This is a genomic window from Flavobacterium cupriresistens (genome assembly GCF_020911925.1).
Lineage (GTDB): Bacteria > Bacteroidota > Bacteroidia > Flavobacteriales > Flavobacteriaceae > Flavobacterium > Flavobacterium cupriresistens.
In genome coordinates this window covers 4102881-4127377 of the sequence record NZ_CP087134.1, presented here as the reverse complement: position 1 = coordinate 4127377, position 24497 = coordinate 4102881, and the positions used below count along the sequence as shown (strand labels likewise).

Genomic DNA, 24497 nt, shown 5'->3' with positions numbered 1-24497 from the left:
TTTTTTGTTGTGAATAAAATTGATTTATTCCAATAAAATAAATTACTTAAGGTTATTGTATGAATGCGGCTTTATAAAGAAGATTAAAATATAAAAAAGTAAAGGGAGCTAGCTGGAGAATGAACGAAACTTATATAAAAATTAAAGGTATTTGGTGCTATTTATATAGGGCAGTCGATAAATTGGATAACACAGTAGATTTTCTTCTTAATAAAAGAAGGCAAAGAATGAGTGCCCAGTGATTTCTAACTAGGGAAATAAATAATAACTGCAGACCCAGGTTAATAAATATAGATAAAAGCAGCTCGAACACTAGTGCTATAAGAGTTTACAATAAACGCTCTTTTTCGAATATCAAGATTCGGCAATGTAAATATCTCAACAATATAGTTGAACAAGATCATCGCTTTATTAAGTGGAGAATACAAAATAGTTTGGGTTTCAAAAGTTTTGAATCTGCCAAAAGAACCTTAGGTGGAATTGAAGTTATACATATGTTGAGAAAGAATCAGATGCTTAGGCCAGGCACAAATATGTTTAAATCATTCTGTAGATTGGCTGCATAATTTTGGGGTTCCTGATTTCTTTCGGATTCACATGACAGATACGATAGAACCAAATATTTTCGTGGTACAAAAAGGAACAAACTATCTGCAAATAAAATTATATAAACAGAAAGAAGAATCCCCGTTAAAATACCGTTTTATAGTATTTTAACTGGGATTCTTTGTTTTATTTTGTGATGTTTTGTGAAACCTACTTCCCAATACAAAAATTAGCAAAAATATTCCCCAACAACTCATCATTAGAAACCTGACCGGTAATAAGTCCAAATTGGTACAAAGCTTCGCGAATGTCAAGTGCCATAAGGTCACTCGAAAGATTCGTTTCAAGACCAAATTTCACTTTTTGTATTTCATCTAATGCTTTTAGTAAAGAATCGTAATGTCTTGTATTGGTTACGATTGTTTCGTTATTTCTAAGCGCTCCGGTATTTACAAAAGAAAGCAATTCATCTTTTAAATCATCCACACCAATTTTCTCTTTTGCGGAGATTAGTAAAAGTTTGGCGTTTAAGTTTTCGAGTTTATCGGTGATGTTTGAAACCTCATCAGTAGATAAAATATCTTTTTTATTAACAACAATCAGCAATGGTTTTAAAGGATATTTATTCTTGATTTGTTCAATTTCCGAAACAAACTCCGAACTTGAAACCTGAAACTTTAAACCATCAAACAAATAAATCACAACCTGTGCCTGCTCAATTTTTTCAAAGGTTTTTTTGATTCCGATGCTTTCCACAACATCCTTTGTCTCGCGGATTCCCGCTGTGTCTATGAATCTAAATCCGATTCCGCCAATTACTAATTCGTCTTCGATGGTATCACGTGTAGTTCCGGCAATGTCAGAAACAATGGCACGTTCTTCGTTTAATAAGGCATTTAGTAAAGTCGACTTTCCAACGTTTGGTTCTCCAACGATCGCTACCGGAATCCCATTTTTGATGACATTTCCAACAGCGAATGAATCAATTAAACGTTTTAAAACAAACTCAATTCGGTTCAATAATTCATGAAACTGACTTCTGTCTGCAAATTCTACATCTTCTTCTGCAAAATCCAATTCCAATTCAATTAGGGAGGCGAAGTTTAATAGTTCCTCACGCAATTTGGCTATTTCATTGCTAAAACCACCACGCATTTGTTGCATGGCAATTTGGTGTGAAGCTTCATTATCGGATGATATCAAATCGGCAACAGCTTCTGCTTGTGATAAATCCAGTTTTCCGTTTAAGAAGGCTCTAAGGGTAAATTCACCCGCATCGGCCATTCTGCAGCCTTTTCTTAATAACAACTGAATAATTTGCTGCTGAATATAAGTAGACCCGTGACAGGAGATTTCTATAGTGTTTTCACCGGTATACGAGTTCGGTCCTTTAAAAACAGAAACCAAAACTTCGTCAAGCGTTTTCGACTCGTCGACGATATGACCTAAATGTAAGGTATGTGTTTTTTGTTTGGTTAAATCCTTGTTTTTGATGGATTTAAAGACGCTGTCTCCGATCGTTATAGCATCGGAACCTGAAATTCGAATTATGGCAATTGCTCCGGCTCCTGAAGGAGTAGCCAATGCAACTATAGAATCTTGATTTATCATGCTGCAAAGGTATAAAAAAAGCCTCAAAAATCACGAACCGGAGCTCGTTGTATGGTGTGTATTTACGGCTTACTTTTATTGTTTGTACTTTGATGTGTTAAAATTAATTGTACCTAACAGGTTATTTATCAGTTTTTGCAGAATGTTAAATTACTGATAATTGTCAGGTTAATTTCTTTTTAGAATGATTAAATTTGAGAAAACAACTTCTAAATCTCAAACAAAATGAAAAAGATATTATTCCCCACAGATTTTTCTGAGGCCGCAACAAATGCTTTTGTTCATGCCTTAGAGTTTGCTAAGATTGTAAATGCCGAGCTTATTTTGTTGCATACCTTTGAGATCCCGGTTTACGACAGTCAATTTTTTCCGGAAAATTATGCCGCAATTTATAGTTCGGTAGAATTAGCCAAATTTGAAATGTTTAAAAATGAAATTCCAAAGCTAAGAGCTATAGCTGAAGAACGAAAATTAGGGAACATCGTAATAAAACACCGTTTAATGGATGGTGACTTACTGTATAACCTCAAAAATGCCGTCGAAGAAGATAAAGTTGATTTTGTAATTATGGGAACATCAGGAGCTTCCGACTGGACGAAATTTTTCCTCGGTTCCAATACCAGTTCCGTAATTTCAGGAGTTGAAGTTCCGGTTTTATGCGTGCCGGTTGATGCTAAGTTCAAAAAAATTAAAGTAATTGGCTTTACAACCCGTTATCGTGAAAAAGACAAAAAAGAGTTGAAAAAAGTACTCGAAATCGCGAAGAAAACGGATGCTAAAGTCAAAAGTTTATACGTGAGAACTTCAAGTTCAGATGTACCTGAAGCAACAGTTAAAGAGTGGGAGAAAGAGTTTGCAAATGAAAATGTAGAGTTTTTAGTTTTGCCAAGTGATGAAGTAAAGGAGACAATTCTTGATTTTGTGCTTTACAAAGAAGTGGACATTCTTTCTATGATCACACACAAACGTTCTTTTTTTGAAAGTCTTTTTGACTCCAGTTTCACTAAAAAATTATCCAAACAAGTGCCTGTGCCCGTTTTGGTTATGCACGAAGATTAAATTACTATAAATTCAGAACGTTTATTTTGTTATGGAAAACCTATATTTGTGTTCCATCAAATAAACAAAATGAATTCATATCAAAATAAAGTCGTTCAGTATACGGAACTTTTAAAAAAAATCAATAAAAGATACAACAGCATTAGTATTTCACGTCTTTTAAGCGTTTTTCTTTGTCTATTTTTATTGTTTTATTATATCAAGACAAACGAGATTAGCTACGTTGCTTTTGCTTTTCTGTCTTTTATTGGTTTTATTTTTTTGATGAGAGTCCACTCAAAGTTATCTTTCGAAAAGCAGCTTGCAACCGCGATACTGAAGATTAATGAAAACGAAATTTCCTTTTTGAAAAGAGAAAAATTGCCTTTTGAAAACGGAATTGAATTTAATGACTTTCACCACCCTTATGCATACGATCTGGATATCTTTGGAGAACATTCTTTGTTTCAAAGTTTAAACAGAACAGCCACTTTTGTTGGAAAAAAAACGCTTGCGAATCAGTTATTGGAGGTACTCCCCAATACAACCATTTTAGAGAATCAGGAAGCAATAAATGAATTAAAAAGCAAGTTGGATTGGAGACAGGACTTTCTGGCTTTAGCGACAATAAGTGCAGATTCTAAAAATGCTTATGATTCTATAATGCATTGGAGTTCTTCTAAAATCAACAAGCTGCCTAAAGTTATTATAGCACTTTCTATAATACTGCCAACCTTGTTTTTTGGTTTTTTAATCGCCTATATTATTACTTCGAAAATGATATTGCTGAGTTATCTGACTTATATTTTTATTGCAAACACGATAGTTTTAGGACAATGTTTTAAAAGAATTCAATCTGAAATTGCAAAAGCGGACAACGTTGATAAAATCATCAAACAATATAGTTTATTACTGATTAAGATTGAAACGGAGACTTTTCAATCCAAAAAATTAATCGATCTGCAACAACAGCTTGTATTTAGAAATGCAACAGCCAGTACACATGTAAAAGAGTTGTCGGAGTTGTTCTCGAGAATGGACAGTATTAATAATTTTGTCACGGCAATTGTATTTAATGGGACATTTTTGTTTAATGTGCATGTTTTAAAATCGCTTTTAAAATGGAAAGAGAATTACGCGACAGAGCTTGGAAAGTGGGTTTCAATAATTGGAGAATTTGAAGCTTTGAACAGCCTGGCTAATTTAGCCTACAACAACCCTGATTTTGTTTTCCCTGAAATAAATTCCGAATATAAAATTGGATTTAAAGATTTGGCGCATCCATTGTTGAATCCGGTAAGCAGAGTAGGGAATGATACTCATTTTTATCCCGAGTCGTTTGTGATTTTAACAGGGTCAAACATGTCCGGAAAAAGTACTTTTTTAAGAAGTCTGGGCGTCAACATGGTTTTAGGAGGAATCGGTTCTGTGGTTTGTGCCTCAGAAGCTAATATGCATCCGTTACCTGTTTTAGTTTCCATGCGATTATCGGATTCTTTGTCCGATAGTGAATCCTATTTCTTTGCCGAAATAAAACGTTTGAAGCAAATTATGGATGCTCTGGAAGAAAAACCGGCTTTTGTTTTGCTCGATGAAATCCTAAGAGGAACCAATTCCGATGACAAACGCAACGGTACAATTGAAGTCGTAAAAAAGATAATTGCTAAAAAAGCGATTGGCGCCATTGCAACACACGATATAGAAGTGTGCCTGACAACAAATGATTATCCTGAAATTTTAATTAACCAATGTTTCGAAGTCGAAATCAAAAATGAAGAACTGCATTTTGATTACAAACTCCGTAATGGAATTTGTAAAAACAAAAGCGCCACTTTTCTAATGCAGAAAATGGGAGTTATTTGAGATTTTAGAGTGTAGATTTTAGATTTTTTGCTGGGCGTGTTATTTCTGCGAAATGATATTGCGTGCTAATTTAGCGCTCTATAAGTTTGCATCTTTTTGTTTTATTATTCTAGTCAAAAAAATAGACATTAAACAAATAATCAAAAATCAGCAATCAAGAATCTAAAATCTGCAATCTAAAATCTCTTATTTCTGTAGTTCTTTTATCGTTTGTACAAAGGCTTCAACCGGTTGTGCTCCCGACACGGCATATTTTCGATCAAAAGCAAAGAAGGGAACGCCTTGTACGCCAACTTGTTTCGCTTCGATAATATCGGTATGTACGTCGTTTAGAAACAATTTGTCGTTTTTCAGTACCTCTAAAACTTCGTCTGACGGTAGACCTGCACTTACAGCTAATTCCAGTAAGGTAGGATCGTCATTTAGATCTCTTCCTTCTGTGAAATATGCTTTAAAGAAGATTTCCTCCATTTCGCCAGCCAGATTTTTAGTTTTGGCCAAATGAATAATGCGATGAGCAGGTAATGAATTTGAAACAATAGCCTTTTCAAAATGATAGTCTAAGCCAACGCTTTTGGCACGCTCAGTGACGTCTTTGTGCATGGCTATAGATTGCTCAACCGAAATCCCTTTATGCTCCGCCAGGAATGTAAAAACGTCTTGCCCTGATTGTAGTGGAATGCTTGGATCAAGTTGAAAACTCTTCCATTCAATTTCAAATTCTTCATCTGGAAATTCAGCCAAAGCAGTTTCCAATTGTCTTTTTCCTATATAACAAAACGGACACATGATGTCCGACCAGATTTCTATTTTCATAGTAACAAAAATAGAGAAATATTTTTTAGAAGTGAAATTTGGGAATGTGAAAATTAGAAAATGTGATAATTGGATAATGTGAAAATGAGATAATTTGAAATGGAGGATGTAAAATGTAAAAATGTAAAAATGTAAAAATGTAAAAATGTAAAAATGTAAAACTGAGAAATGTAATAGATGAAAATGTAATAGGTGAGATGTGAAATAGTGTACCGAATCATTTTTTGTCAGATATATTCCATTTATCGGATGCAACATGGTTTTATGTTTTAGTTTTTTCTCTTATTCTAAAGATTTGACTATTACAGAAAGAAGTGTTTGATTGGAGATTACCTTTCGTACTTTTAAATTTCGGATTCAGTATTTCGGATTCAGTATTTCGGATTCAGTATTTCGGATTCAGTTTTTCAAATCCAGTTTTTCAGATTTAGTATTTCATTATCACATTCCCACATTCTCACATTCTCACATTATCTCATTATCTCATTCTCACATTCTCACATTCCAATAAACACTAACAATCACCCTATTTCACAATGGTAAGATAATACTTCTAAAATTGTAAAATTTACACTTATCGGGTAATATAAGCCGCTTTTGCGATAATATATTATCATAAAAATTAGCTAAAAAGCAAAACATTTGCCAATACTAATTATAAAACCATAATATGAAATTTAAAATTAATTTTATGAAAGTTACAATGCTCTTCTTTGTGCTTGTAGCTCAACTTACGTTCGCGCAGGAGCGGGTTGTGTCGGGAATTGTCTCAGATAATACAGGAATGCCATTACCGGGTGTCGGCGTATTAGTGAAAGGAACAAAAACAGGAACTCAGACTGATTTTGACGGTAGATACTCAATAAAAGCAGAAGGGAATGCTGTTATTATATTCAGTTATATTGGGATGCAGTCGCAAGAAGTTGTGGCAACTGATAAAAATTTAAACGTAAAAATGTCTTCGGGATCGATGCAATTACAGGAAATTGTAGTGACGGCATTGGGTATTAAAAGAGAGAAAAAATCTTTAGGTTATGCTACTCAGGAAGTAAGCGGTGAAGAACTTACGAAAGTGAATACGGGTAACGTTTCTAATAATATTTCGGGAAAAATTGCCGGAGTAGAGATCAGAAGAAACAATAACATTGGAGGATCAACCAATGTAGTGATTCGTGGTACGACTTCTTTAACACAAAGCAATCAGGCATTGTGGGTTGTGGATGGAATTATACTGAATAACGACAATACCAACACAAACGATCAAATATCGGGCGGTAACAAAGGTGGATACGATTACGGAAATGCCGCTTCGGATATTAATCCCGATGATATTGAAAACATGAACGTTTTAAAAGGTGCTGCTGCAACAGCATTGTACGGATCAAGAGCATCAAATGGGGTTATTATTGTAACGCTTAAAAAAGGAAGTAAATCTAAAGGAGGTTTAGGAATAAACTTTAGTTCAGGTGTAAATATTGGAGTTGTGGACAAAAAGACATTGCCAAAATATCAAAACCAATACGGAAGTGGTTATGGTGATTTTTACGGCACGACCGATTTAGGAAGTGGAACTCATCCTTACACTGCAACTGATGATGCGTCTTGGGGGCCAAGATTTGATCCGTCATTATTGGTGTACAATTGGAATTCGTTTTACCCTGAGTTACCAACTTATGGAAAAGCGACACCTTGGACAGCAGTAAAAAACAACCCAAATAGCTTTTATCAAAATAGCGTGACCTTTATTAATAGTATTGCTGTTTCGGGAGCGAATGAAGGTGGGGATTTTAGATTTGGTTACAGCAACTACAATCAAAATCAAGGGATTTTACCAAATAGTGAAAACAGAAAAGACAATTTCAACTTTTCCGGAAGTTATAAAATTAGCGACAGAACTAAAGTTTCAGCCACAGCAAATTATTTGAAATCATATGCTAAAGGAATGAATGAAACTGGTTATGGAGATGGTGGAAATAACTATTTAAGCAGTGTGAGACAATGGTATTCGACCAGTGTTGATTTTAAAGATCTTGAAGATGCCTACAATTTAACTGGAAGAAATACAACGTGGAATGTTGGTTCACCGGAGAATTTAAATGTACAATTTCATGATAACCCTTATTTTCAAAGATATCAGAACTACAATTCATTAGTGAGAGACCGCTTCTTTGGAAATGTAGTCATCAAAACTGATATCACCAATTGGTTCGATATTATGGGAAGAGGTGCAGTAGATTATTACCACCAATTGCAGGAAGAACGTGTGGCTGTTGGTTCGAAAAGAACGCCAAACGGACTAGGGGAGTATTCCAGATATGACAAAACGTTCAGAGAAATCAATTTAGATTTAATAATGAACTTTAAAGCCAGAATCGTTGACGGAATTAATTTCACGGGTATGTTGGGTGCTAACTCAAGACGTTCGATCAATACTTCCATTTTTGCAGTAACAAACGGAGGATTGGTAGTTCCTGGGATTTATGCCTTGGACAATTCAGTTGATGCGATTAATAGCCCGGATGAAATGATGGAAACGAAAGGAACAAACAGTGTTTATTCAACCGCTAATTTCAATTTCTATGACACTTACTTTTTAGAAGGTACGTATAGAGTAGATCAATCTTCGACTTTACCAAAAGACAATAGTGTTTATACTTATCCGTCGGTAACGGCAACGTACATTTTTAGCAATCACCTCAAAACAGACTGGTTGTCTTTTGGAAAATTGCGTTTGAATTATGCTGAAACAGGTAATGATGCTCCTTTTGGAGTAACAACTGCCGTGTATCCTAAAAACAACAATTTTGGAGGAGCATCCCGTTTTTCTACAGACAATAACAAAAGTAATTCGGATTTAAAAAGTGAATTAACAAAAGGGGTTGAAGCTGGTATTGAACTTAAGTTTTTCAAAAACAGAGTAGGACTTGACTTTTCGTACTACAAAACGAATACGACAAACCAGATTCTTTCTATTGAAACACCAACTCAAACAGGTTATACCAGAGCATGGATTAATGCAGGTGATGTGCAAAACAAAGGATTTGAAGTGTCTTTGAATGCGACTCCAATAAAAACAGACAACTTCACATGGCAAACTACAGTAAACTGGTCTACTAATAAGAATGAAGTAATTTCTTTGGGAGGACCTGACAGGATTTCGTTAGGAGGATTCCAGGGAGTAAGTTATGTAGCTGAAGTAGGCAAGCCAGTTGGACAGTTGGTAGGTTCCGGATATACGTATTTGGACGGACAGAAAATCATTCGTTCAAACGGAAGATATTTGCAATCAGCAGGAGTAGTTATTGGTAATGTGAATCCGGATTGGATTGGAGGTTTTAATAACGTTTTGACTTATAAAAATATCGCTTTCAACTTTTTAATTGATGTTAAAAAAGGAGGAGATGTATATTCTCTGGATCAACAATACGGACATACAACAGGTATTTACGAAAGCACAGTAAGCAATAACCATTTAGGAGTTCCACAGCGTGAACCGGTTGCTAATGGTGGTGGAATTTTATTAGAAGGAGTAAAAGCAGATGGAACTCCAAACAATGTAGTAGCAAGTATAACAGGTACTGACGGATACTATTTTTATAACTCAATGCCACAGCAGGAATACGTATACGATGCTTCTTATGTGAAACTTCGTGAGGTTGGAATAAGCTATAAATTTCCAAAAAAATTACTAAAAAGCACCTTCATTAACAATATGGTTTTTGCTTTGAATGGAAGTAATCTTTGGATTATCAGTAAAAACTTGCCGTATGCAGATCCGGAAGCAGGGATGTCTTCAGGTAACTTGCAAGGATTCCAGACTGGTGTATTGCCAACTACAAAAGAGTACAGTTTTACATTGAAAGTTCAATTCTAAAAAAAGATAACGATATGAGAATTATAAAAACAATATTTTTTGCAGGAGCTGTTTTACTTTCAATAGTTTCATGTGATAACTTAGACGATTTAAACGTTGATCAAAAAGCCTACACCAAAGTGGTACCTGCTGCTTTGATGACGAATGCGCAGGTAAATTATGCCTATTTTTTAACTAACGCTTCTGTGAATTCTAATAATTTCAGAGCCTACGCACAGCACTGGTCTACGTCAACTTATACAGATGAAGCCAACTACAATCAGGCAAAAAGAAATTTAGGAAGTTCACACGCGATATTGCTGTACAGAGATGTATTGCAGGATTTGGCGAATGCTCAAATTCAAATTAGAGAAGCGCAGGCTTTAGGACCAATTGAAGAAGCAGTTAAAAAAAATAACATTGCCATACTAGACGTACAAATTGTAATGGCTTACCAAACACTTGTTGATTTGTTTGGAAATGTTGCCTATTCAGAAGCGCTTAATGTAAAAGCATTTCCTTATCCTAAATATGATGATGCTAAAACTGTATACCTGGATTTAGCAGCTCGTTTAGATGTTGCCATAGCAAATATGGATGCTGCTAATGGAAGTTTCGGCGCTGCTGATTTGGTATTTAAAGGTAACGTTGGTCAATGGAAGACTTTAGCCAATAGCGTAAAACTTAAAATGGGATTGCATCTTGCTGATGTAGAACCGGCAAAAGCAAAAGCTATGGTAGAAAGTGCTTACAGTTCAGGAGTAATGAGTAATGAAACTCAAACAGCCTTGTTTCAGTATTATTCTACGAATACAGATATGAATCCGCTTTATGATAGTTTGGTGAATGAAAGTCAAATCATTATCTCCGCTTTTTTTGCAGATGAATTAAATGCAAAATCAGATCCAAGACGTGATTTCTTTTTTAACCCGGATTCAAAAATAGCCGGAGAATACAAAGGTGCTCCTTATGCACAGCAAGTTAATTATTCCAATTTTACAAACACGGGTAAAAGATTAAAGTTAAAAACCAATCCGGGTGTATTGTTTGATTACACAGAAACTTGTTTTTTATTAGCCGATGCTGCTAGCAGAGGTTTTAATGTTGGAGGAACTGCCGAAGAATATTATACTAAAGGCATAGAAGCAAGTATGAAATTTTGGGGAGTTGCCAGTACCGATATGCAAACGTATCTGGCCAGACCTGACGTTGCATTTGCAACAGCAACCGGTACAGACAAACAAAAAATCGCCTACCAACTTTGGATTGCTTATTACAACCGTGGTTTTGAAGCCTGGACAGAATACAGACGTTTAGATTTTCCAATACTAACGGCTCCCGTATCGGCTGTGGCTGAAGCGGAAGGCAAGGTTCCGGTAAGAAATATTTATTCCACTTCAGACAAAACGCTTAACAAAGCAAATTACGAAGCGGCATCAGCTGCTATAGGTGGAGATTTAATGACCACCAAAATTTTCTGGGACAAATTTTAATTTTTGAGTTAGTTTTATTTGTTTTTTGAAGCCGTCTCCCATTGTGGAGACGGTTTTTTTTTATGGGGGGCTTCGGCTTCGCTCAGCCTGACAGTTTGGGTTAAAGTCTCAGTTTTCAGTCTCAGTTAGTAAAACTGAAGAGTTAGTAAGACGTTTCGACTTCGGTCAGCCTGACAATTGGGGGTTTCCGTCTTAGTTATTTTTGTGTCACCCTGAGCGGAGTCGAAGGCTGGTTTATTTAGAGGGGGCTTCGGCTTCGCTCAGCCTGATAGTTTTGGGTTTTTGTCTTGGTCGTTTTTATGTCACCCTGAGCGAAGTCGAAGGCTGGTTTATTAAGGGTATTTGTGATGATTATGTTGTTTTTTGGTAAAAATAATAGATGTATTGATAGAAATTTTAGATTATTTTTTCATAGTACGTTTTTTTAAAGTTAATAAGTTGTTAATTATGTATTAATTCTTACTAAAATAGTATCAAAATAAAATTACGTCTAGGACTAAATTTGGTCATTACTAATTAAAACCCAAATAAGAATGAAATTTAAATTACTATTGTTCTTTCTGATTTTCAGTTTGTTGAAAGTTGGAGCTCAAGGTTTACCTTGTCGGACGACCGAAGAAAATGCTAAAATGTACCGGAATAATCCAAGTGCACTTCAAGAGAAAAAAGATTTTGATGCTTTTACCAAAAAGTTTGCTTTACAGCAAAAATCTAAAACTTCAAAAGCAGCGGTTACTACTTATACCATACCAGTGGTATTCCATATTTATGGAGACGTTCAAAGTGGAAAAACCGTTACTTATGAAAAAATTGTAAATCATTTGGCACAACTAAATGATGATTTTAATGGAAGAAATGCCGATTATCAAACGGTAGAATCGTTCTTCCAAGCCCGAAGAGGAACTTTGAATATCGAATTCAAGTTAGCAAAAAAAGACCCTAACGGTGGTTGTACAACAGGAGTTGTTTTTCACGCAGCAAAAAACGGTTATGGAAACGGTGGTGGTTATGACGACCAAATCGCTGCTGATGCCTGGGACAACACTAAATATATGAACATTTACATTCAAAATGATTTGTATAATGATGGTGCTCTAAATAACTCAGGAGTTGCCTGGTACCCGGATTCGGGTATGACGGCCAATAATACAGCCCGTGTTGTTTTTAATGGGGCTTATTTGTATGATAACTCCACCAACAAAGAATTCTCTGCAACCTTAACGCACGAATTTGGTCATTTTCTGAATCTGATTCACACTTTTGACGGTGGTTGTTCGGGAACAGACGAAGTAGATGATACACCGGCAGAAGACGGAAATCATACTTTAGCCTGTACTCCGGGTACAAATTGCGGTGGAGGCAAAGTAAACTTCGAAAATTACATGGGATACAACGGAGCTCAAGGCTGTTATAAAATGTACACGCAAGGACAGATCAGCAGAATGCTTGCTGCTTTAGAACATGCTTCACGTAAATCTTTATGGCAACCTCAAAACCTGATTGATACAGGTGTAAATGTAACAGGAAGTGCATTAGTGGCTTCTGCGACTTCCTTTAAAGAAGCAATTGTAAATGATGGTTCTTTTACAACTTCGTCTGCAGTAACTTTGAGCGGTGCAAAAACCTTCGCGATTAGTTCAGGGACAATGACGGCGGGAACACATTTCACACATACTTTCCCAGCCGGAATAACTCCGGTGCTTACTGTAAATTCAAACAATCAGGTAACGGTTACCTTAACAGGAAAAGCAACAAATCACGCATTGGCAAATAACACTTCAGGTGGTATTACTTTTTTACCGGCTGCTTTTGTTGGTGGAACTACTAATTTGTCTTGTACTTCTTTGTTCTTTAATTTCAGATTTTCAGATCCGTACGGTGTCTTTTTTGTAGACATGCCAGATGTAACGGTTTCGGTCTCATTAGGCTGGAAGTATTTCGAAATAGCGAAAGGTGATGATCCTGCATTTGGAGGTTGGAGATTTGCTGCTAATGCTTTAAAAATTGAAACATATGATAAGAAATTAGTCTGCGAAACAGGTTCCAGAAACATCTCTTTACTAGGAGCAAATACTGCCGTTGGCCCAACAAGTAATATGACGGCTCCAGGTGCATACCCGAATCAACTTGATTTGAGAACTGCCGCTTATACTGCTTGGGATGGAAAATCTGGTTATGTAGGTTTTGACTATTTAATGGATGGTCTAACGTGTTACGGATGGTTTAAAGTTACTGTTACAGCTAACGGAGACGGTTATACCATTTCTGAATATGCTTATAACACACAACCGAATACGCCAATTTATACTGGTATGACGGCTAAAACAGCTGTAGTTTTATCAGAAGGTACTTTATATGAATCGGAAGTAAATGATGGTGCTATAAGTACAAGTACTGTGATTTCGTTATCAACCAATAACGGAACATTTACAAAAAGCAGCGGAACATTTACAGCTGGAACACATTATACTATAACTGGAGTACCAGCTGGATTAACAGCAGTATTGACACTTCAGAGTAATTCTAAAACGGCACTTACTTTTACAGGAAAAGCTACTGCACACCTTCCTGCTAATGATGCGGCTGTGGTAGTTACTTTTAAGGATGCTGCAATTACCGGAGGAATTGTGACTTTAGACAACGCTGCAAAAACAATAAACCTGAAATTTGATGCTCCTTATGGCGTATTTTATGTAAACAATCCGGATTATGTAGCATCAGCTGCAGCGACATGGGATTATTTTAATTTAGGTATAGGGGACAATACGGAGTATGGTGCATGGCAATTTGCAGCAGCAGCTTTAAAAATTGAAACTTATGGAAAAAGATTAGTTGGAGAAACTGGGACAAGAAATATTTCTTTTATAGCAGAAGGAACTACTATTGGAGCTTCCAGTAATTTTGTTACTCCGGGAAGTGCTTATCCGGATCAATTAGATTTGAGAACTGCAACGTATACAAATTGGGATAATAAAACAGGATATGTTGGTTTTGAGTATAAAAGCAGAGGACGTACTTGTTATGGATGGCTTCATATAAAAGTAGAAGCTGGTGGAGTAGGATATACTGTTCTGGATCATGCCTACAATACAAAACCTGGTGAATCTATACAAGCAGGAACACAAACGGGAGTTACCGTTTTGGCTCCGTCAAATTTAACAGCAACAGTCAATGCTACAAATTTAGAAGCACAACTTAGTTGGACAAACAATGCTACAAATGCTACCAATGTTGTAGTAGAAAGAGCAGGTTCAGATGATGTTTATGCTGAAATTGCAACTTTAGCCAGTACAGTAATTACTTATACCAATACAGGTTTAACAGTTGGTAGTACTTATAAATACAGAGTTAGAGCAAAAGCGGCAGCGGTTTATTCTCCTTATTCAAATGTGGTATCGGCTACGATTCCAAATACGGCATTCTGTGCTGCTCAAGCAGCAAACGGGTATGAATACATCAATACAGTAGCAGTTGGAACTTTTACGAATACTACCGGAAAAGATGCGGCAGGTTATGCAGATCATACTTCAAAAGTGATTACGCTAACGACAAATGCAAGCATGAATGTTAGTTTGACTCCTGGATTCTCCAGTACTTCTTATACAGAATATTGGGGTGTTTGGATCGATTACAACAAAAACAATCAGTTTGAAGCTTCTGAAAAAGTGATAAACAACCTTTCTGCAAAAACCACAGTAACAGGAAGTTTTACTCCGGTTGCCTTTACAGGTACTACTCGTATGCGTGTTGTAATGAAATACAATTCAAATCCAACCACTGCTTGCGGAAACATTGGAGATGGTGAGGTAGAAGATTATACGGTTACATCAGGAACAATTGTGGTTCCTAACCCAGGAACTTTACCAGTACCAACAAATCTTACCAATTCAGGTGTTTACTCATCAGGCTTCTACGCTTCTTGGGATACAAAACCGGAGGCGGCATCTTATGAAGTACAATTAAATAGCACAACAGGCTGGACTTCAGCAGGAAGTTCTGCTACTTATTATTTGTGGATTCCAAAACAAGGTACTCAAACGGTTTATGAATTCAGAGTTCGTTCTATAAACGGAGCAGCATTTAGTGATTGGAGTCCTTCTCACACGATTGACCTGCAAACCGCCAGTTCAGGGCCACAGCAAATGGATACAACCAGATCATTTACATTGTATCCAAACCCGGCCTCTGATGTAGTGAATTTTAATTTTAACAATATTGATGTTACTAAAGTTAAAATAACGATTTACAACAGCACCGGTAACTTGATTGATATAGTACGAAATACTACTTCTTATTCTGTTAATACGCTAAGAAAAGGGGTTTACATTGTAGTAGCAACAGACGGAAACTTTATCGAAAAGAAAAAGTTATTAGTTGAGTAGTTATATTGGTTAGTTAATAATAAAAGGGTTGTTTCATATTTTGAGACAACCCTTTTTTCTTGTAGAATGGAAAGTTTTTTTTGTTTCAGGTTTCAGGTTTCAAGTTTCAGGTTTCAGGTTGCAAGTTTTGTTTCAAGTTTCAGGTTTCAAGTTAAATGTGAAAGGTAAACTGATACTGAAAACGGAGACCTTAACCCAAAATGTCAGGCTGAGCGAAGTCGAAGCCCTTCTCAACAAACCAGCCTTCGACTCCGCTCAGGGTGACACAAAAATAACTAAGACTGAAACCCCCAATTGCCAGGCTGACCGAAGTCGAAACGTCTTACGAACTCTTCAGTTTTACTAACTGAGACCGAGACTGAAAACGGAGACTTTAACCCAAAATGTCAGGCTGAGCGAAGTCGAAGCCCTTCTCAACAAACCAGCCTTCGACTCCGCTCAGGGTGACACAAAAATAACTAAGACTGAAACCCCAATTGTAGGGCTGACCGAAGTCGAAACGTCTTACTAACTCTTCAGTTTTACTAACTGAGACCGAGACTGAAAACGGAGACCTTAACCCAAAATGTCAGGCTGAGCGAAGTCGAAGCCCTTCTCAACAAACCAGCCTTCGACTCCGCTCAAGGTGACAAAAAAAAACTAAGACTGAAACCCCCAATTGCCAGGCTGACCGAAGTCGAAGTGTCTTACGAACTCTTCAGCTTTACTAACTGAGACTGAGACTGAGACTGAAACTTGAAACCTGAAACCTGAAACAATCCCTCCCCTTAAACCCCAAACGGATTATCAATAGATTCCATCGGAGTCGTAAACCACTTAGGACCGCTTGCTGTCATGTAAAAATGATCTTCATGGCGAATACCAAATTGACCGGGAATACAGATCATAGGTTCGTTACTAACGACCATGCCTTCTTGCAAAAGGGTTTGATTTCCTCGAACTAAATACGGGTATTCATGGATGTCCAATCCCGTACCGTGGCCTACACGATGGGGTAAACCCGGGATTTGGTAATCACCGCTTAGTCCTGCTTGGGCCAATACTTTTCGAGCAGCATCGTCTACAGCGCCACAAGTAGCACCAATTTGTGCGGCATCAAAAGCTGCTTTTTGAGTTGCTTTTTCTAAGTTCCATATTTTTATGTGGGCTTCGGTTGGAGTCCCGTATACGTAGGTTCGTGTGATGTCGGAAAGATATCCTTCTAAGCGACAACCCGTATCAATTAGAACAATATCATTATCTTTTAAATTCTGTGGAGCAGTAACGCCATGCGGATATTGCGAATCCTCTCCAAAAAGAACGATACAGAAATACGAACCTGAGGCTATTCCGGCTTTGATATGAGCTTTATTGACAAAATCTACAACAGTAGCCGCTTCAATTCCCGGATACAAAATACGTGCAGTTGCTTTTTGAACGACCATTGTAATATCTTTTGCCTGTTGAATTATAGCAATTTCGGCCGCTGATTTGTGCATGCGGCAACCGGCTGTTATAGGTTGCGCATTTATAAAATTATAGTCTGGATTTGCTTTGATAATACTGTCAACTTGAAAATAAGCAGCTGATTCATCTAAAGCGATTGTTCCGTTAGAGACGTTTTTCTTTTGTAAAATAGCACCAAACAGCAGGCAAGGATTTTCATGCTCTTCCCAGAAATTTAAATGGCCTTCCACTTGCATAAAGGTTTTAAAAGTACCTTCTTCAAATTTTGGAACGATGTATTCGATGCTTTCATCTTCAAAAAGTAAAGCACCAACCATTCGTTCAGAAGGGTTCCATTTGGTTCCGGTATAATAGTACAAGTTGGTTCCGGCATGTAAATAAAGTACTTTGCAGTTTTGTTCTTTCATTAGAAGAACGGCTTTTTTAAGACGTAATTGATATTCAGCGATCGCAATCGGCTGAACATTTGTGGTCATGTTTTGTATTTTGTCTAGTTCGATACTTGCGGTTGAACCGCCAACTCCAATTGTCATTTGTCTGTCTTTTTTTAAGTTAGTTATAAAGTGGTGTACTTCTATATTGTTTTTAATATTAGCGTAAAATAAACCCGTTTTTCATTGGATCATTTGGATCAATGATAAAAGTATTTGTTCCCGTAATGTAGGCCGTTCCTTCTACTTGAGGAATTACGGCTTTGAATTTACTGAAGTCCAATTCGTCAACAAGTGAACCCTTAAAAATACTATTTGTTATGCTTTCAATACTAATTTCCTGTCCTTTTTTGATCTGATTTCTTGCCTTTTCTATAGCAATTCTTCCCGAAACACCCGAGCCCGTTGGTGAACGATCTACTTCACCTTCAGCAAAAACGCAGACATTTCGACTATGGTTTTGCGCTTCCAAAGAGGTGTCTATAAAAATGGTACCGTATAAAAAACTTAAATCATCTTCAAACGGATGTAGTATTTCGTTGTCCTGTGCCATTACCGCATGTTTGATAGCCCTTCCGGTCTGAATAATCATGCGATTGTCTTCGGGTGTCAGAGTAAGATTTATATTTTTGTTTTTTCGAAGATCCACATAAGCGTAAAAGGCTCCTCCATAAGCCAGATCATAAGTAACTTCGCCAATAGTAGGTACAGAAACAACGCGGTCTAAACCTACTACAAAACTCGGCACACAATGAAAGTGAACTCCGGTCAGTTCACCGTCTTTTATTGTGGCATAGGAGTGAATTCTGCCACAAGGAGCATCGATTTTTAATTCATTTTCGCCTTCTTTTAAAGTGATCCAATTCATTTTTACAGCCAGGGTTGTGACCGCAATTATGGCATGTCCGCACATCGTACTGTACCCTTCGTTGTGCATAAAAAGGATTCCGAAATCAGCTTCGTCATCGTTGGGAGGGAGGAGGATGCAACCGTACATATCGGCATGACCTCTGGGTTCAAACATTAAGGCAGTACGTAAATAATCATAATGTTCTTTGATATACCTGCGATATTCTAAAACAGAATTTCCTTTTAATTCAGGGAAACCATCGATAATCACACGAAGCGGTTCTCCACCCGTATGCATGTCTATGGTTTTAATGGCGAGACAATTTTCTGGTATAGTATAAGTGTTGTTTTTTAAAATAGTTTGATAGGTTTTTTTCATTGTGGCTGTTTATTTGTCTTTAATAGCGTTTTATATTATTTGCTTGTAGTGTGTGTCGTTTTTGGGTCTAGTTTTTTTGTCATGAATTTTACGGATTGGGATGAATTATTTTTTTGCCACAGATTAAAAAGATTCGCACAGATTATCTTGTTATTTTGATAGTCTGGTTCTATCTAACTCTTTTCGATGTTGGTGTAAAAAGTTGTTATTGTTTCAATTTTTCTTTTTCTCACGCAGATTTAGCAGATTTTTTATCGTTGCATTAAAAAAAAATCCGCCAAATCTGCTAAATCTGCGTGCTATTTTATTTTAATGCGTTGAATTCCTGATAAAAATGCGCCGCTGCAACTAGATCTTCTAACGCATGCCCAACAGATTTGCTTCGCCTGTTCGCTATCGCTCGGGTAGCAGATTCATTATAATTTTATTTAAAAAAAATCCGCCAAATCCGCTGAACCCGCCAAATCCTCGTGCTATTTTGCATTACTGTATTTCTCATAAAAATGAGCAGCCGCCACCAGATCTTCCAGCGCATGCCCAACAGATTTGCTTCGCCTGTTCGCTATCGCTCGGGTAGCAGGTTCTTTATGATTAACATTTAAAAAAAAATCCGTCAAATCCGTCAAATCCGCGTCCTATTTTAGATTACTGTATTTCTCATAAAAATGCGCAGCCGCCACCAGATCTTCTAACGCATGTCCAACAGATTTAAAGAAAGTAATTTCGCGGTCGGTAGTTCTGCCTTTTTTGCTGCCGGAACACAATTCGAATAAATCAGCTTTAATGTCGCTCACTTTAATAACATTAGTCTGTAACGGAATTACAATATCTCCGCTTTCTTTTAATCCACCCTGATAAGTGTCAATAAAAATGGAGGTCCTTGAAATGGCAGTATCATCTGCCTCGCGCATATCTTTTTTATAAGCTCCCACTAAATCCAAATGTTGTCCTTCTTGCAACCATTCTCCAAAAACCAAAGGGGTCTTTGACAAAGTAGCGCAGGAAATAATAGCTGCTTTTGGAATGGTATTTTCAATAGAATCAACCATTTCACAGGTAAAAGGATATTCTTTTAAGGAGTCACAAACGAGTTTTGCCTTAGCAGGATTTCTTCCCCAAACATAGACTTTTGTTATAGGTCGGACACTCGCATGTGCCCGAATCAAATTGGTTGCCAAAGCGCCTGTTCCAATCATAAATAAAGTGCTGGCATCTGTTCGTGAAAGATAACTGCTGGCTAATGCAGAAACTGCTGCTGTCCGGGCTGCCGTTAAAGCTTTTGCTTCCAATATGGCTTTCACATGGCCTAAATGAGCATCCAGATAAACATAAATTCCCTGAATGGATGGTAAATTGTGATTACCGTTATTTGGACTTACCGTTACAATTTTTACACCCAGATCATTTCCCGGATGAAAAGCGGGCATTAATAATAAGGTAGAATCTACTTTTTCTTCCGGATTTGGAAAGTCATGGTGGTGCCGCATCGGAACTTCGATTTCGGTATTAGAAAAACCTTTTTGCAAGACTTCTACCAAGGTTTTATAGTCGCAATTTTCAGCTATAAAGGAGTCGGATATAAAGGGAATTGTAGTCATTTGGATCAGTTTTAGATTAAAATTAAAACTTTATTTCAGGATAACTATATTTTATCCGGAATCAGATAAAATATTACAATTAAGGGATAATATAGTATTGGTTCTGATTTAACAATGACAGTAATTTTAAAAATTGAATTAAATAGTATAAAATGAATAAAAAACTGTACATCGCTTTATTGCTCTTTATCGGCTTGAGTGCTTCGATTGGTTCGGCTCAAACGGTAGTAAAACCTGTGGCGGATCTTCAACAAAAATTAACGGAGTTGTTTCCTAAAGCTGTCATTACGCCAATAGAAAATCTGGAAGGATATACAGCGTCCTATCAATTGATCTTAGATGAACCACTAGATCACAAACATCCCGAAAAAGGGACTTTTCAGCACTATATTTATCTGTCCCATGTTGGTTTTGACAGGCCAATGGTTATAGAAACACACGGATACAATACCGGAAATATAAAAAGTGAAGTAAGTAGTTTATTGCAGGCCAATCAGGTTGCGGTAGAGTATCGTTTTTACGGAAAATCAAGACCTGAGCCAATTCCGTGGGAATATTTGACCAATGATCAGGCCATTGCAGATTATCACGGAATAGTAACACAATTAAAAAAACTATATACCGGAAAATGGATTTCAACCGGCATTAGTAAAGGAGGAGAGACGGCTCTAATTTACAAATCAAAATACCCGAAAGATGTTGATGTTGCGATGCCGTATGTGGCTCCTTTAATTAATACTTGTGAAGATCCCAGAACTGTAACACATGTAAAAGTGGTAGGAACACCGGAATGCAGAGCAAAAGTTACGGCTTTACAGAGAGCAGTTTTGCAAAACAGAGCCGAAGTAATGGCTGTTTTTTCAGAATACACAACAGCTAAAAAAATGCAATACACTAAGGTGCCGATGGAAGAGGCTTTGGAATATGCCGTTTTAGAATTTCCATTTTCTTTTTGGCAATGGGGTGGGAAATGTGATGAAATACCCGCCGCAAATGCTACCCCAAAAGAACTGTTTGATTATTTGAATAAAATCGTAGGTGTGGGAACTTACAATGATAAAATGTATTTCAATTACCTGCCTTCGTACTATCAGCATTTAAGCGAGTTAGGGTATTATGGATTTGACTTTTCTCCCGTTGCAGATTTACTTAAAACTGTAAAGAGTACTTCCAACGATCGATTTGCTCCGAAAGACGTTGTTATAAAATACAATCCCGATTATATTAAAAAAGTGCGTAAGTATGTTGAAAATAAAGGAGACCATATTTTATACGTCTATGGTGGCTACGATACCTGGTTTTCTTGTTCCCCAACGCCAAAACCAAATGTAGACGCCTTAAAGATGGTACTGCCCGAGGGAAGTCATGCCACCCGGGTGAAAGATTTTTCTTCAGCAGATCAAGCACTTATTAAGAGCACCTTGGACAAATGGTTGAACAAATAAAACTCTTTAATGCAGCAGAACGATTCAATTTTTTGTAATGCATCCTTAATAATATAGTGTAGCAGTTACTGAGCCTTTTCAATTTTTTATAAAGCAGTTTTGCGTCTGGCAGCTGACTTAATTTTCAATTTTAGCAGGGAATGTTTCGTGTCATTAATCTTCCATAATTGCTATGGTTCAGGACTTGCTACGCTTTTTTTAGAAATATTTTTCTAGAGATTAGTTAACAGAAAACTAAGTAGCATAGTACAATTTAGAGGTAATATAATATAGGTTTAGTAGGCTGATTGCTTGTATTTTTAAAATAAAAAAATAAATTTTGATCCAAAATAACGACATAGATCTGGTTGAAGATTTTAGAAATGGCAAGGAAAAAGCAATTCGTAAGTTGTATCTGCTTTTTTACCGACCGCTGTGTTATTTTAATAAGACTTTGATTAAATATTCGCAGGAAGCGGAAGATATTTCTACAGAAACATTTTTAAAACTGCTTCAAAAAAAGCATGATTTTGACAACTTATCAGATATAAAATCGTTCCTTTTTGTGACCTCAAGGAATGCGTGTTACGATTTTTTAAGAAAAGAGAAGCGCCATAAAAAAGCACATGAAGAAATTAGCTTTTTAACCGAATCTGCAGAGCAGTTTGGAGAAGGCGAGATGATAACAGCCAAAGTACTCCAAACCATTTATTGCGAAATGGAAAATCTGCCCCAACAATGCCAGGAAGTTTTCAAATCTATTTTTATTGAAGGCAAAAGCACCGCTCAAATTGCAGGTGAAATGAAAATAAGCCCACAAACGGTTTTAAATCAAAAATCAAGAGCATTGTACAAAATCCGTTTAGCATTGCATCAGGAGAATATACTTTCTACAGTGGTATTGGTTAATATGCTTTCGGTGTTATTTTACAAACAAAGATAGTATTGCTCTTTCGCATTCGCATTAAGTAAACGGTATCCTTATCGTGTTTTATCCCTCCAAGTCAATCTGAAGAGCCTCACAACTCCTACCTCATTTTTGTCCCTCTGAGCAAAGCCGAAGAGCTTCATAATCCATAAACGTGATCCTCACCCCACTTGTGTGTCTCTGAGCGAAGCCGAAGAGCCTCACAAACCCCTACCTCATTTTTGTCCCTCTGAGCAAAGTCGAAGAGCCGCACAAATTCCTACCTCATTTTTGTCCCTCTGAGCGAAGTCGAAGAGCTACCTGCCTTAAATATAATCTTTTTTATAATAGTTTTTGTTGTTGTAAATCAGTCGATTATAAAATAATTCAAAAATAACTCCATTTTCCTGTAGTTAAAAAAACATTTGATACGTGTTGTTCTATACAACATAAAATCAAAGTTAAGATTATGTCAAATTTGCCATTTCAAATAGATGAATTAATATTAAAATTCCTCAATAAAACCATTACGCCTAACGAACATTTTGTTTTAAAAGAATGGATTAACAGCTCCCCAATCAACAAAGAAATCTTTGAGAATCTTACCAATAAAGAATGGGTAGCTACCGAACTAGATAAAATGTATGAATTTGAAAAAGACTCAGGTTGGGAAACCATTGCAGCTTCCTTAAAACACGCTAAAAGAATAGCCGGAAAAAAGAAGAGAAAGTGGTTTCAGATGGTGGCTGCTGTTGTGTTGTTTGCGTTAAGCATAGGGTTCTGGTTTTATAAAACTCCTGATAAAGTAATTCCGGATCAGAATTTATCTCAAAAAGAACGTTTCGGTGCAGAAATTATGCCTCCAGAAATCAATCAGGCGATTTTAACCCTGTCAAATGGTAAAAAGATCATCGTGCAAAATGACCCCAAGAAAGAGCTGATTATCCATGCAACAGCACTAACACTAAAAACGAATGACAGCAATATCATTGCTAAAGATCGTATTAATTCAAAAAAAGAGGTTTTAGCCCAAAATACTTTAGCTGTACCTAAGGGAAGTAAGCCCTTACAATTACTATTAGCTGATGGTACAATGACCTGGATAAATGCAGGGTCCTCTTTAACATTTCCATCTGAATTTATTGGTAAAGAACGAAAAGTAAGCATGACCGGAGAAGTTTTCTTTAAAGTAGCAAAGAACAAACACATGCCTTTTAAAGTAAATGCAAACGGAACGGAAACGGAAGCATTGGGAACTCAATTTAATATCAATGCTTACGCGGACCAATCCAATACCAAAATCACACTGGTTGAAGGAAGTATCAGAGTAGAAAAAAGAGTCTCTAAACTCTTGATCGGAAGTCTGATCGTTAAACCCAATCAGCAGGTGATTGCTGAAAAGGAACTGACTTTAATTAAGGAGGCCAATATAGAAGAAACAACTGCCTGGAGAGACGGACAGTTTTATTTTGAAGGAGCAGATATTAAAGTCGTTATGAATCAAATTTCGAAATGGTATGATCTTGACGTAGCCTATAAAGGAACTATTAATTCTTCGTTTGTTATGAAAATCTCCAAAGATGTACCACTGTCCGAATTGCTGAAAATAATGGAAATGACAGATTTAGTCCGCTTTAAATTGGAAGGAAAAAAAATTATAGTAATGTCTTATACAAAACCATAGAGAGGCTTTCGAGAGTCTTACTAAGGTTCACCGGAAATTAAAATGATTTTATAAAAAAAGCCGGAAAGTGTTCGAGCACTTCCGGCGATATAAGAGGTTGTTTTAATCATACAAGTTCCACAAGTAGTAATTATTAACCAATAACCAAAGTTATGAATTTAAATCCAATTTTGAAGA

13 protein-coding genes and 1 pseudogene are annotated in these 24497 nt (G+C 36.7%); 9 read left to right on the top strand and 5 right to left on the bottom strand.

Going from position 1 to position 24497, the window contains the following annotated elements; genetic code table 11:
* Nucleotides 1–119: 119 nt before the first annotated feature.
* Nucleotides 120–566, top strand: a pseudogene (locus LNP23_RS22990) (IS6 family transposase).
* A gap of 190 nt (nt 567–756) precedes the next feature.
* On the opposite strand, the gene mnmE reads toward LNP23_RS22990, so the two are convergent.
* Complete coding sequence (gene mnmE, locus LNP23_RS17270) at nt 757–2157, bottom strand: tRNA uridine-5-carboxymethylaminomethyl(34) synthesis GTPase MnmE (RefSeq protein ID WP_230002144.1); 1401 nt, start codon at nt 2155–2157, stop codon at nt 757–759.
* Between the two features lie 225 nt (nt 2158–2382).
* Here mnmE and LNP23_RS17265 point away from each other — a divergent pair, with 225 nt between their 5' ends.
* A complete protein-coding gene (locus LNP23_RS17265; protein WP_047778051.1) occupies nt 2383–3216 on the top strand; it encodes a universal stress protein in 834 nt (277 codons plus the stop codon).
* Nucleotides 3217–3285: 69 nt separating this feature from the next.
* Nucleotides 3286–5058 carry a MutS-related protein gene (locus LNP23_RS17260; RefSeq protein ID WP_230002143.1) on the top strand — a complete coding sequence of 591 codons (1773 nt, stop codon included), beginning with the start codon at nt 3286–3288 and terminating at the stop codon, nt 5056–5058.
* 186 nt (nt 5059–5244) lie between these two features.
* Here LNP23_RS17260 and LNP23_RS17255 read toward each other — a convergent pair whose 3' ends face one another.
* The gene (locus LNP23_RS17255; protein ID WP_230002142.1) at nt 5245–5874 is read right to left on the bottom strand and encodes a DsbA family oxidoreductase; all 630 of its coding nucleotides are present in this window, start codon (nt 5872–5874) and stop codon (nt 5245–5247) included.
* Between the two features lie 691 nt (nt 5875–6565).
* Here LNP23_RS17255 and LNP23_RS17250 point away from each other — a divergent pair.
* The 3 genes from LNP23_RS17250 (at nt 6566) to LNP23_RS17240 (ending at nt 15602) form a co-directional block, all read left to right on the top strand.
* Complete coding sequence (locus LNP23_RS17250) at nt 6566–9748, top strand: SusC/RagA family TonB-linked outer membrane protein (protein ID WP_230002141.1); 3183 nt, start codon at nt 6566–6568, stop codon at nt 9746–9748.
* A gap of 14 nt (nt 9749–9762) precedes the next feature.
* Complete coding sequence (locus LNP23_RS17245; RefSeq protein ID WP_230002140.1) at nt 9763–11220, top strand: SusD/RagB family nutrient-binding outer membrane lipoprotein; 1458 nt, start codon at nt 9763–9765, stop codon at nt 11218–11220.
* A gap of 533 nt (nt 11221–11753) precedes the next feature.
* Complete coding sequence (locus LNP23_RS17240; RefSeq protein WP_230002139.1) at nt 11754–15602, top strand: M43 family zinc metalloprotease; 3849 nt, start codon at nt 11754–11756, stop codon at nt 15600–15602.
* Nucleotides 15603–16369: 767 nt separating this feature from the next.
* On the opposite strand, the gene LNP23_RS17235 is transcribed toward LNP23_RS17240, so the two are convergent.
* The 3 genes from LNP23_RS17235 to lhpI form a co-directional block, all read right to left on the bottom strand.
* The gene (locus LNP23_RS17235) at nt 16370–17581 is read right to left on the bottom strand and encodes a M24 family metallopeptidase (RefSeq protein ID WP_230002138.1); all 1212 of its coding nucleotides are present in this window, start codon (nt 17579–17581) and stop codon (nt 16370–16372) included.
* A 58-nt stretch (nt 17582–17639) separates the two neighbouring features.
* Nucleotides 17640–18707: a proline racemase family protein gene (locus LNP23_RS17230; protein WP_230002137.1), complete on the bottom strand. Its 1068-nt coding sequence runs from the start codon at nt 18705–18707 to the stop codon at nt 17640–17642.
* A 635-nt stretch (nt 18708–19342) separates the two neighbouring features.
* Nucleotides 19343–20305, bottom strand: coding sequence for a bifunctional Delta(1)-pyrroline-2-carboxylate/Delta(1)-piperideine-2-carboxylate reductase (gene lhpI, locus LNP23_RS17225; protein WP_230002136.1), 963 nt, complete (start codon nt 20303–20305; stop codon nt 19343–19345).
* Between the two features lie 152 nt (nt 20306–20457).
* On the opposite strand from lhpI, the gene LNP23_RS17220 reads away from it, so the two are divergent.
* The 3 genes from LNP23_RS17220 to LNP23_RS17210 all read left to right on the top strand — a co-directional run bounded on the left by LNP23_RS17220 (nt 20458) and on the right by LNP23_RS17210 (nt 24320).
* Nucleotides 20458–21750 carry a S28 family serine protease gene (locus LNP23_RS17220; RefSeq protein ID WP_230002135.1) on the top strand — a complete coding sequence of 431 codons (1293 nt, stop codon included), beginning with the start codon at nt 20458–20460 and terminating at the stop codon, nt 21748–21750.
* A 319-nt stretch (nt 21751–22069) separates the two neighbouring features.
* Nucleotides 22070–22672, top strand: a complete 603-nt coding sequence (locus tag LNP23_RS17215) for an RNA polymerase sigma factor (protein WP_230002134.1) — start codon at nt 22070–22072, stop codon at nt 22670–22672.
* Between the two features lie 433 nt (nt 22673–23105).
* The gene (locus LNP23_RS17210) at nt 23106–24320 is read left to right on the top strand and encodes a FecR family protein (protein ID WP_230002133.1); all 1215 of its coding nucleotides are present in this window, start codon (nt 23106–23108) and stop codon (nt 24318–24320) included.
* Nucleotides 24321–24497: the final 177 nt, after the last annotated feature.

Coding starts and splice junctions, on each gene's coding strand:
- LNP23_RS17245 (WP_230002140.1), top strand. CDS start 9,763: ATGAGAATTATAAAAACAATATTTTTTGCAGGAGCTGTTTTACTTTCA.
- LNP23_RS17230 (WP_230002137.1), bottom strand. CDS start 18,707: ATGAAAAAAACCTATCAAACTATTTTAAAAAACAACACTTATACTATA.
- LNP23_RS17210 (WP_230002133.1), top strand. CDS start 23,106: ATGTCAAATTTGCCATTTCAAATAGATGAATTAATATTAAAATTCCTC.
- LNP23_RS17265 (WP_047778051.1), top strand. CDS start 2,383: ATGAAAAAGATATTATTCCCCACAGATTTTTCTGAGGCCGCAACAAAT.
- LNP23_RS17260 (WP_230002143.1), top strand. CDS start 3,286: ATGAATTCATATCAAAATAAAGTCGTTCAGTATACGGAACTTTTAAAA.
- LNP23_RS17235 (WP_230002138.1), bottom strand. CDS start 17,581: ATGACAATTGGAGTTGGCGGTTCAACCGCAAGTATCGAACTAGACAAA.
- LNP23_RS17220 (WP_230002135.1), top strand. CDS start 20,458: ATGAATAAAAAACTGTACATCGCTTTATTGCTCTTTATCGGCTTGAGT.
- lhpI (WP_230002136.1), bottom strand. CDS start 20,305: ATGACTACAATTCCCTTTATATCCGACTCCTTTATAGCTGAAAATTGC.
- mnmE (WP_230002144.1), bottom strand. CDS start 2,157: ATGATAAATCAAGATTCTATAGTTGCATTGGCTACTCCTTCAGGAGCC.
- LNP23_RS17250 (WP_230002141.1), top strand. CDS start 6,566: ATGAAAGTTACAATGCTCTTCTTTGTGCTTGTAGCTCAACTTACGTTC.
- LNP23_RS17255 (WP_230002142.1), bottom strand. CDS start 5,874: ATGAAAATAGAAATCTGGTCGGACATCATGTGTCCGTTTTGTTATATA.
- LNP23_RS17240 (WP_230002139.1), top strand. CDS start 11,754: ATGAAATTTAAATTACTATTGTTCTTTCTGATTTTCAGTTTGTTGAAA.